10 protein-coding genes and 1 pseudogene are annotated in these 9,523 nt (G+C 59.7%); 6 read left to right on the plus strand and 5 right to left on the minus strand.

Features of this window, described 5'->3' with window-relative positions:
* The first annotated feature begins 98 nt into the window (after positions 1–98).
* Positions 99–866 carry a hypothetical protein gene (locus JJD66_RS27375; RefSeq protein ID WP_200649473.1) on the plus strand — a complete coding sequence of 256 codons (768 nt, stop codon included), beginning with the start codon at positions 99–101 and terminating at the stop codon, positions 864–866.
* Positions 867–956: 90 nt separating this feature from the next.
* On the opposite strand, the gene JJD66_RS27380 is transcribed toward JJD66_RS27375, so the two are convergent.
* Both JJD66_RS27380 and JJD66_RS27385 read right to left on the minus strand, forming a co-directional pair.
* Positions 957–1,907, minus strand: coding sequence for an alpha-E domain-containing protein (locus tag JJD66_RS27380; RefSeq protein ID WP_200649474.1), 951 nt, complete (start codon positions 1,905–1,907; stop codon positions 957–959).
* 2 nt (positions 1,908–1,909) lie between these two features.
* Positions 1,910–3,319 carry a circularly permuted type 2 ATP-grasp protein gene (locus JJD66_RS27385; RefSeq protein ID WP_034127666.1) on the minus strand — a complete coding sequence of 470 codons (1,410 nt, stop codon included), beginning with the start codon at positions 3,317–3,319 and terminating at the stop codon, positions 1,910–1,912.
* Between the two features lie 428 nt (positions 3,320–3,747).
* Here JJD66_RS27385 and JJD66_RS27390 point away from each other — a divergent pair, with 428 nt between their 5' ends.
* The 3 genes from JJD66_RS27390 (at position 3,748) to JJD66_RS28305 (ending at position 4,737) form a co-directional block, all read left to right on the plus strand.
* Positions 3,748–4,293, plus strand: coding sequence for a hypothetical protein (locus JJD66_RS27390; protein ID WP_057975968.1), 546 nt, complete (start codon positions 3,748–3,750; stop codon positions 4,291–4,293).
* A gap of 85 nt (positions 4,294–4,378) precedes the next feature.
* Positions 4,379–4,591: a hypothetical protein gene (locus JJD66_RS27395; protein ID WP_096144667.1), complete on the plus strand. Its 213-nt coding sequence runs from the start codon at positions 4,379–4,381 to the stop codon at positions 4,589–4,591.
* 11 nt (positions 4,592–4,602) lie between these two features.
* Positions 4,603–4,737, plus strand: a complete 135-nt coding sequence (locus tag JJD66_RS28305) for a hypothetical protein (RefSeq protein WP_014718417.1) — start codon at positions 4,603–4,605, stop codon at positions 4,735–4,737.
* On the opposite strand, the gene JJD66_RS27400 is transcribed toward JJD66_RS28305, so the two are convergent.
* Both JJD66_RS27400 and JJD66_RS27405 read right to left on the minus strand, forming a co-directional pair.
* Complete coding sequence (locus JJD66_RS27400) at positions 4,728–5,075, minus strand: helix-turn-helix domain-containing protein (protein ID WP_200649475.1); 348 nt, start codon at positions 5,073–5,075, stop codon at positions 4,728–4,730. The genes JJD66_RS28305 and JJD66_RS27400 overlap by 10 nt on opposite strands.
* Before the next feature lie 55 nt (positions 5,076–5,130).
* Complete coding sequence (locus JJD66_RS27405) at positions 5,131–6,477, minus strand: cation:proton antiporter (RefSeq protein WP_200649476.1); 1,347 nt, start codon at positions 6,475–6,477, stop codon at positions 5,131–5,133.
* Positions 6,478–6,669: 192 nt separating this feature from the next.
* On the opposite strand from JJD66_RS27405, the pseudogene JJD66_RS27410 reads away from it, so the two are divergent.
* Positions 6,670–7,845 (plus strand): annotated as a pseudogene (locus JJD66_RS27410) (pyridoxal phosphate-dependent aminotransferase); the annotation flags it as partial.
* A 35-nt stretch (positions 7,846–7,880) separates the two neighbouring features.
* On the opposite strand, the gene JJD66_RS27415 reads toward JJD66_RS27410, so the two are convergent.
* Complete coding sequence (locus JJD66_RS27415; protein ID WP_034119698.1) at positions 7,881–8,321, minus strand: Lrp/AsnC family transcriptional regulator; 441 nt, start codon at positions 8,319–8,321, stop codon at positions 7,881–7,883.
* A 108-nt stretch (positions 8,322–8,429) separates the two neighbouring features.
* Between JJD66_RS27415 and JJD66_RS27420 the strand changes: the two genes are divergently transcribed.
* Positions 8,430–9,344, plus strand: a complete 915-nt coding sequence (locus tag JJD66_RS27420; RefSeq protein ID WP_200649478.1) for a DMT family transporter — start codon at positions 8,430–8,432, stop codon at positions 9,342–9,344.
* Positions 9,345–9,523 lie beyond the last annotated feature (179 nt).

Genomic DNA, 9,523 nt, shown 5'->3' on the forward strand with positions numbered 1-9,523 from the left:
GGCTGAAGCCTTGAGCTTGACTGAGTTGAATGATGGCGCGCTCTTCGACGCTGAGTTCGGAATAGGACATAGGGGCAGCACCGTACCGGAAAGGTCAGGTGTTGCACTCAGTTTTCGCGGCCGCCGGTCATATTGGTGTCTGGCCGTTTATGACTGCGCCTTACCCCGTCTGGTTGAGGCTGCTGGGGAAAACGAACAAGGGCGATGATCATTCGCTGACGGTGTACAACGGGGCGGGCAGTGCAGCTGTCAATCCGACCTGGATCGCTAACGGAAAAATCGAACCAGGGATTGCTCGTAGTTATTTGAATGGATTGGGTGATGGAACCAAGCTGCAGATGGAGCTCAAGGCAGCGGTCAGCACAAGCAAGGATGAAACCCTGGCCATCAGCTTTCCGATAGTGGAGTACAAAGTCATCAACAAACCTCTCCCAATTGAGATCGAATTTACTAAGTTTGATGATAAAACGCTTAACGGTTGGCGTGCTGTCAACGCCGGGATTTATGGATTTAGTGCTCAAGCTGGAGGTTATTATCTGTGGCTAGTTAACTCCGGGGTCTCGGCTGAATTTGGACTGGAGAAGATTTATACGGGCAACCAGTTTTCTGCTGGCCAGAAATACGAGCTTAGTTCTGATCTTGCTTATGATCAGTCCGCTAATTTTTATGGGATTGCGTTAATTTTCTCTGGCAACAATCGAATTGCAATGGCAGATATCCTAGCTAATAATTATTGGAAAAAGCTTGTGGTTGAGTTTGTGCCGCCAGAGAGCTCTAATGTTTACCCTTTACGGGTTATGATTCTAAGCAAAACGCTGTCCGGTATGAAATTTTTTGTTGATAATATTAGAATTCGCAGGGTTTAATTTGATTTGTCTTGAAGTTGCGTGACGTGGGTTTGGGGTGCGGGCTTTTTATATATAAAGCTGCCTGCATTTCAAATCCCAAGACAGGTTTCAGATCACTTCCAAATACGAACTCTGCACCGCCCCCGCCAACTCCCGCACGCCCTCAATAAACTCCGTCAACCGCCTATGCAACCCATCCTCCAGAATCTCATCAATCCCCGTATACCGCAGCCGCGCTTCAAATTCCGCCGCCAACCGCTGCGCCGTGCGTCCATAGCTGCCGGGCAGGTCCGCAAGGATATGGCTCAACTCCTCGATACACGCATGCAGCGAGCGCGGCACGTCACTGCGCAACAGCAGCAGTTCCGACACCGAGCGGGCATTCAAGGCATTGGGATACAGCTCGGTATACGCCTCGAATGACGACAACGCGCGGAGCAGGGCGCTCCACTGGTAATAGCCGCGGGCCGACAGGTCGCTGACTTCTTCGGACTCTTCGCCGAACATCTCGTAGCGTGCATCCAGCAGGCGCAGGGTGTTGTCGGCGCGCTCGACAAAGGTACCCAGGCGGATGAAGCGGTAGGCGTCATTGCGCATGATCGTCCCGGAGGTGGCGCCACGGAACAGGTGCGAACGTTGTTTGACCCAGTCACAGAAGTGGCTGATGCCATGTCGCGCCAGGCCGCCGGCGGCAATGCTGCGCATTTCCAGCCAGGTGGCATTGAGGTTTTCCCACATGTCGGCGGTGATGCGTCCGCGCACGGCGTGGGCATTGCCCCGGGCGGCGCGCAGGCAGTTGTAGATGCTGGCCGGGTTTTCTTCGTCGAGGGCGAAGAAGTGCAGCATGCGCTCGGCATCCAGGGTTTGGTGACGTTCAAGGTAACTGTCCAGGGTGCCGCTGCTGAGCAACGACATGGCCAGTTCATCCAGCCCATCGCTGCGCCCGGCCTGGGGCATCAAGGACAGCGAATAACTGACTTCCAGCATGCGCGCCAGGTTCTCGGCGCGCTCCAGGTAACGGGACATCCAATACAGATCTGCAGCGGTTCTACTCAACATACTCAGCCCTCCACCACCCAGGTGTCCTTGGTTCCGCCGCCTTGCGACGAGTTGACGACCAGCGAGCCTTCCTTCAGCGCCACGCGGGTCAAGCCGCCGGGCACCAGGCGGGTTTCCTTGCCCGAGAGTACGAATGGGCGCAGGTCGATATGCCGGGGCGCAATGCCGTTTTCGACGAAGGTCGGGCAGGTGGACAGGCTCAGGGTGGGTTGGGCGATGTAGGCATGGGGACGGGCCTTGATGCGCTGGCGGAAGTCTTCGATCTCGGCGGCCGTCGACGCCGGGCCCACCAGCATGCCGTAGCCGCCGGAGCCCTGGGTTTCCTTGACCACCAACTGCTCGAGGTTGGCCAGCACATGAGACAGTTCATCGGGCTTGCGGCATTGGAAGGTCGGCACGTTCTGCAGGATCGGTTCCTCGTCCAGGTAGAAGCGGATCATCGCCGGTACATAGGGATAGATCGACTTGTCGTCAGCCACCCCGGTGCCGATGGCGTTGGCCAGTACCACATTGCCGGCGCAGTAAGCCGCCACCAACCCCGGCACGCCGAGCATCGACTCGGGGTTGAACGCCTGGGGGTCGAGGAAGGCGTCGTCAATGCGCCGGTAGATCACGTCCACGGGCTTGGGGCCGTCGGTGGTGCGCATGAACACCTTGAGATCGTGCACGAACAGATCGGCACCTTCCACCAGCTCCACGCCCATTTCCCGGGCAAGGAACGCGTGTTCGAAGAAGGCGCTGTTGAAGCGCCCAGGCGTCAACACCACCACATTCGGGTTATCGAGGCGGCTGGCGCTCTTGAGGGTCTTGAGCAACAGGTTGGGGTAGTGGTCCACGGGTGCAATGCGCTGCTTGGCGAAGACTTCCGGGAACAGCCGCATCATCATCTTGCGGTCTTCGAGCATGTAGCTCACGCCGCTGGGGGTGCGCAGGTTGTCTTCCAGCACGTAGTAGGTACCGTCGCCGTCGCGCACCAGGTCGACACCGGAGATGTGCGAGTAAATGTCGCGGTGCAGATCCAGGCCGACCATCGCCTTCTGATAGCCCTCGTTGCCCAGCACCTGCTCTGCCGGAATGATCCCAGCCTTGATGATGCGCTGGTCGTGGTAGATGTCGGCGAGAAACATGTTCAGTGCGTTGACCCGCTGGATGCAGCCACGCTCGATCAGGCTCCATTCACTGGCGGGAATGCTGCGGGGAATGATGTCGAAGGGAATCAAGCGTTCGGTGTCTTGCTCGTCGCCATACAGGGTGAAGGTGATCCCGGCGCGATGGAACAGCAAGTCCGCTTCACGGCGACGCTGGGCCAGCAGTTCTGGCGGCGTATTGGCCAGCCAGCGAGAGAAGTCCTGATAGTGCGCACGGCATACGCCGTTTGCGTCATTCATTTCATCAAAGAAAGATCGAGCCATTCCAGTACCTTGTCAGTGCCCAGTGTGGCTTTGGGTGGCACTGCCGCTTAAAAAAACGCATGTTTTTATGAGCCCGTGGCTGAAGGTGCCAACAGGCCTGGTCCTTACTTTCTTATGGGGGCGGCTCTGGGTCGGGGGGTAACGTATGCTCCTGTTTTCCGGGTGGTGAATGGATAAAGCAATGCCTGTGCCGGAATGCGAACTAGGCATCAATAACCTGTGGCGAGCGAGCTTGCTCGCGCCGGGCTGCGCAGCGGCCCCAATAAAAGCGGGAGCGCTGCGCACTCCAGCGCGAGCAAGCTCGCTCGCCACAGGAGGGGGCTCACCACAATGGGGCGCGGCGTGTTTCAGATTGGTGCGCCAACCCACTTGAACTTCACCGAACCCCGATTCTTCTAAGAAGTTTCGTCACCTTGTGGAGCACCGTCGTGTCCAGAATCATCTCCCCCCACACTCCGGAAGCGGCCCTGAACGACCACAGCGAACACAACGCCAAGATATTCGGCTCGCCCAAGGACCGCCTCGACTTTTACCGGCGCGAGATCCAGTACGAAACCAGCATCCTGGCCAACCGCACCGACGCCTACCTGACCGCGCAATCCTTCCTGGTGATTGCCTTTGTCTCCGGCATGGGCAACCTCAACCCGGAATGGGGCAAGCTGTTCACGCTGGTGGTGCCGATCTTCCTGGTCTCGCTGGGTATTCTCAGTTCGCTGAATGCCTGGCCCGGTATCCGTGCGGCGTATGAAATCATCGACCACTGGCACTACAAGCAAAGCGAATTGCTGCGCAGCGAGCCGGTGATGGGCATGGCCTACGATGAGTCGCCACTGTTTTCCGAGATGGAGTCGAGCCACAAGGGCTATCGCAAGTCGTTGTTGTTTTCCATGCGCGCGCCGTGGTTGTTCATGGTGTTCTGGCTGGTGTTGGGCATTTATGCGTTTTATATCCAAGTGGACAATCCACTGCGCTGACCACGCGGACGGAACTTCAGCCGTGGGCGTGACGCCTTAGCTCTATGCGGTACAGATTTTTCACCGGCCTGCAAAGAGGTGCCTCATGACCCAGCCTAAAGATCCCCAGACCCACAATCGCAACGACCCCGCCATCGACGGCGGCGAGCCGGCCCCTGGCACCGCCGCCGATGCGCCCAAGGATCCAACGCCTGCGAGCGACCCAAAGGCCAAGGAAAACGACTACAGTCCAGACTTCAGGCCCGAGCGCGAGCACAAGCCTGAAACCGATGCCGATATCGATACCCAAGGCGGTTAGAGGAGACCCACATGTCAAAAGAACTGGACGATGAACTCAACGACCCCGGCAACGAAGACCCGGGTTCGTTGATGGACGATGCCGAGGTGCCGCTGAACGACCTGGATGAAGCGGCGGACGTTGGCAACACTGAAAATCAGGACTGATCCGGCGGCGGGCCCGAGGGATTGCTGAGCTTGAAGTAGACGTCTTCTTCGGCCCCGCCGTCCAGCGACACCTCCTGGCCCACCACGCGGTTATCGATCAGCGCCTGCGCCTGATCGCGGCTGATATTGACCACTGTGCTGCGCTTGCCAGTGATCACATACACCACATCCACCCCGTGTTCGGCCAAAGCTGCCAGGTAGTTGGCATGGGGTAGGTCTTCGCCCAGTTCATATTGCCGTTGCTCGCGTGTGGTCACGCCGCCTGCCTGCGCCAGGTATTGCTGCGAATATCCCAGGCGTTGACGTTCCTCAAGCAATCGTTGGGCGATATTTTTCATTAGTTGACTCGCACTGTGGGTCCTGACTGTTTGAAACCCCGGCGCGGTGCAGGATTCAATTTTTTTGCGCAGCTTGACGCTCATACCACGCCAGCATGGGCTGGGTGCTCAACCCGTGGGCCAGGATGCTCAACGCGATGACCGACAATGTCAGGTTGACCGCCACCGCACTGCTGGTGCCCACCAGCCCGTGGTTGAGCGCATAGAACAGGTAGTAAATGCTGCCGATCCCACGGATGCCGAACCAACTGACCAGGCCACGTTGGCGATGGTTTAGCAGGCGGCCCCAAGGCATGGCGAATACACTGGCGGGGCGAATGACACAAAACAGCAACGGTGCCACCGCCAACGCGGCCCACTCCCAGTGGCTGACCAACACAATGCCCAAGACTGTCACCAGGAACACCTCCATGGCCCGCTCCACCAGGCTGCCGAAGGCCAGCATGTCGCCCATCATCACGCCTGCCGCGATCTGGGTGTCCTTCAACTGGCTGACGTCACCATGCAAGGCTTGCTCGGGCTCGATTTCAAGGTGGCCCACCACCGGTTGGGCCAAGTGCTCGGCGGGAGTCCGGGCGTTGCCGGTGGACTTCACCTCGGCCTGACGCAACCCCAGGCCCGCCGCGAATACCGACAGGAAGCCATAGCCGCCTACGGCTTCGGCGGTCACATAGGCAAGGGCGATCAATGCCAGTGTCAGGTAATCATTGGGCGAGAGGGTGCTGTCGGCATTGATCAGGCGCAGGCGCAACGTCACACGACCGATACCTCGGCCCATCCAGTAACCGATCAATAGCCCGACCGGCACCGCCCATACCAGGTTTTTCAGCACCCAACCGCCGACCCAGTCGCCATCGAAACCGCCGTGTTGCATGAAAAGCAGGCCGAAGATCACAAACGGAAAGGCGCTGCCATCGTTCAGCCCCGCTTCGCCGGACAGACCGAAGCGCAGCGCGTCGTAGTCCTGAGCATTGTTGACCTGAACCAGGCCCGCCAGCACCGGGTCGGTCGGCGCCAGGATCGCGCCCACCAGCAGAGACACCCCCCACGACAGATCAAGCAGGTAATGCAGCAACAGCCCGGTGCCGAGGATGGTCAACAGCATGACCGGGCCGGCCAGCCCAAAGGCGATGCGCCAGGTGCGATGCCTGAGCGGCAGGCGCAATTTCAAGCCGCTGACGAACAGCGAAAACAGCACCGCCACTTCGGTCAGGTGCTCCATCCAGCGCGCCGAGCCCTTGATGTCCAGGTGCAACAGGTCCACGCCCAGGGGGCCGATGGCGATGCCCAGCAACAGGCACACCGCCGAGGTGGTTACCGGCATCCAGCGCAAGTATGAGGAGGTGAGGGCCAGGGTAAGCAGTACGGCGCCCAATACGGCCAGCCATAGAATGAAAGTCATTGTGCGTGTTCCAGGGCCGTGGTCTTTGCAGCTTTGAGAACGGCGACCGGAAGGGGGTTCAATGTGATTGCCTGCCATGGGGACAAGGCCCTATTTAGCCATTGAACGAAGGTTTGCCATGCACTAAGTTGGCCTTTTGTCGCCCGCGCATCTACGGATCTGCGTCTTTCTTCTTTCATCAGAGGCTCTGGCATGAAGTTTTCTCCCTTCGTTGAGCGAATTGCAGGGCAGGGCGTTGCCGCCTGGGACATCCACCACGCCGCGTTCGACGCCGCCAGCCAGGGCGAAGACGTCATCATCCTCAGCGTCGGCGACCCGGATTTCGCCACGCCGTGCTTTATCACCGACGCCGCCGTCAATGCCTTGCACGCGGGAGATTCCCACTACACCGAGATCGCCGGTCGCCCCGCACTGCGCGAGGCGATCGCAGCCCGTTACAGCCGAACCCTTGCCCAGCCGTTGGCCGCCGACAACGTGATCATCGTGCCCGGTGCGCAGAACGCGCTGTTCATCAGTTCGCTGTGCCTGTTGCAGGCCGGCGACGAAGTGCTGGTGCTCGACCCGATGTACGTCACCTACGAAGCTACGCTCAAGGCCAGCGGCGCCACCCTGGTGCGGGTGCCCTGCAGTGCTGAAGCCGGCTTTCGCCTGAATCCGTCCTTGCTCGCCGCCGCGATCACCCCGCGTACCCGGGCGATATTCTTTTCCAATCCGAACAACCCCACTGGCGTGGTGCTTGACCTGCAGGAGCTGCAAGCCATTGCCGACCTGGCCATCGCCCATGATCTGTGGGTGGTGGTGGATGAGGTCTACGAAAGCCTGGTGTTCGACGGTCAATACCACAGCCTCGCGGCGTTACCGGGCATGGCGCAGCGCTGCATTGTGATCGGCAGCTTGTCCAAGTCCCACGCCATGACCGGCTGGCGTATCGGCTGGCTCATCGCTCCAGTGCAAATGGTGCAGCACGCCGAAACCCTGCTGTTGAGCATGATGTACGGCTTGCCCGGCTTTGTGATGGAGGCGGCGACCGCCGCGGTGTTGGCCCACGATGAAGTCACTGAAGGTATGCGGGAGACCTACCGACGCCGACGTGACCTGGTAGTGACCGCCTTGAGCACCTGCCCAGGCATCCGGGTGCAGGCGCCGCAAGCCGGCATGTTTGTGCTGGTGGATGTGCGCGGCACGGGGCTGGGGTCGCTGGATTTTGCCTGGCGCCTGTTTCGTGAAGCGGGCGTGTCGGTGCTGGACGCGGCAGCCTTCGGCGAGCCGGCCCAGGGGTTCGTTCGACTGTCCTTTACCCTGGGCGAGGAGCGCCTGGCGCAAGCCTGTCGGCGGATTGTGGGGTTTGTGGAAAAGCTGACCAGTGAGCGGGCCGTGCACTGGGCATGACCTGAACAACTCATTTAGTCAGCCAACGGCGGCAAACGCCGTTTCACCGGGGTTTTCTTGACGATAGCGGTGTTGGTTTCGGCATAGGTATTCAGCCGGTCCAGCAGCGTGTCGAGGTGCTCCATGGTGCGTACGTGCAGGCGTGCGATAAAGCAGTCGTCCCCGGTAACCTTGTCGCACTCTGTGAACTCGGGGATCGCCTGGATCTGACGCTCCACTTCCTGCAGTTTGCCGGGCAGGGGGCGGATGCGCACGATGGCTTGCAGGAGGTAACCGAAGTGTTTGGGGTCGATGTCGACGGTGTAATGGGTCAGCACGCCGCGTTCTTCCAGGCGGCGCAGGCGTTCGCTGACGCTGGGTGACGACAGCCCGGTGATGCCTGCCAGGGCCTTGAGGGACAACCGCGAGTCGTCCATCAAGGCGGCGATCAGTTGCTGGTCGATGGTGTCGATCATGGTCTGTGCCTAATAAGAAAAGGTGATTTCGGGCTTTTGCCTTTTTTAGTCGCTGTAGCCGTCGCCAACAGATTGCCATACTGGAGCCTCACTTGAGGAGCCTCAATCATGGATTCATCCATCCGTCGCGGGTCGTGGGAAATGGTCGCCGCCATGCTGATCTCGGGCAGCATTGGCTGGTTTGTGCTGGTGTCTGGCGTGTCGGTGATCGAGGTGGTGTTCTGGCGCTGCGTGATCGGTGCGCTGACGCTGGTACTGGTGTGCGCCTGGCTGGGTTACCTGCGCCTGGACCTGCTCAGTTGGGCAAAACTGGGGCTGGCCGTGCTCAGCGGCGTGGCCATTGTCGGCAACTGGTTGCTGCTGTTCGAATCCTATTCCCGTGCCTCCATCGCTATCAGCACCGCGGTGTACAACGTGCAGCCGTTTATCCTGGTGATGCTGGCGGCGGTGTTTCTCGGTGAAAAAATCACCGTGCAGAAACTGGCGTGGTTGAGCGTGGCGTTCCTGGGCATGTTGGCGATTGTCACCGCCCATGGCGAGCAAACGGGTGGAGGAGATTACCTGGTAGGCATCGCGCTGGCCCTGGGGGCGGCATTTTTGTATGCGGCCGCGGCGTTGATCATCAAGCGCCTCAAGGAAGTACCGCCGCATTTGATGGCATTGATCCAGGTGACGACTGGCGCGCTATTGCTGGCGCCACTGGTACCCTGGAATGGCCTGCCGGCATCCACCACGACGTGGGCGGCCTTGGTCACCTTGGGGGTGGTGCACACGGGTTTGATGTATGTACTGCTGTATGGCGCGATCCAGAAACTGCCGACGGCCATTACCGGCGCGCTGTCGTTCATCTACCCGATTGCGGCGATCTTTGTGGATTGGATTGCGTTCGGGCATCGCCTAGGGTGGCTGCAATGGCTGGGTGTGGCGGCGATTCTGCTGGCAGCGGCAGGGTTGCAACGGGGCTGGTGGTGGCCCAGTAACCTCGGTAGGAGCGAGCTTGCTCGCGAAAAACTCCAACGATAACGCAGCGCATTTGGTTAACACGCGGCGTCCTCAGGTTTTTCGCGGGCAAGCCCGCTCCTATGTATGGACTCGCCCCCACTTTCAACCCGCTTTTCAAACATTGGTACCCGGTTGCATCTATGTATCAGGCCTATCCGAGGAAGCTCCAAACAGCTTCTGGCCAACATTGGATCAGCTCG

The organism is Pseudomonas sp. MF6751, assembly GCF_016613265.1.
Lineage (GTDB): Bacteria > Pseudomonadota > Gammaproteobacteria > Pseudomonadales > Pseudomonadaceae > Aquipseudomonas > Aquipseudomonas fluorescens_BV.

Excerpts from the sequence above, each read along its gene's own strand:
- JJD66_RS27420 (WP_200649478.1), top strand. The coding sequence starts at position 8,430 with ATGGATTCATCCATCCGTCGCGGGTCGTGGGAAATGGTCGCCGCCATG.
- JJD66_RS27405 (WP_200649476.1), bottom strand. The coding sequence starts at position 6,477 with ATGACTTTCATTCTATGGCTGGCCGTATTGGGCGCCGTACTGCTTACC.
- JJD66_RS27400 (WP_200649475.1), bottom strand. The coding sequence starts at position 5,075 with ATGAAAAATATCGCCCAACGATTGCTTGAGGAACGTCAACGCCTGGGA.
- JJD66_RS27395 (WP_096144667.1), top strand. The coding sequence starts at position 4,379 with ATGACCCAGCCTAAAGATCCCCAGACCCACAATCGCAACGACCCCGCC.
- JJD66_RS27380 (WP_200649474.1), bottom strand. The coding sequence starts at position 1,907 with ATGTTGAGTAGAACCGCTGCAGATCTGTATTGGATGTCCCGTTACCTG.
- JJD66_RS27385 (WP_034127666.1), bottom strand. The coding sequence starts at position 3,319 with ATGGCTCGATCTTTCTTTGATGAAATGAATGACGCAAACGGCGTATGC.
- JJD66_RS27415 (WP_034119698.1), bottom strand. The coding sequence starts at position 8,321 with ATGATCGACACCATCGACCAGCAACTGATCGCCGCCTTGATGGACGAC.
- JJD66_RS28305 (WP_014718417.1), top strand. The coding sequence starts at position 4,603 with ATGTCAAAAGAACTGGACGATGAACTCAACGACCCCGGCAACGAAGAC.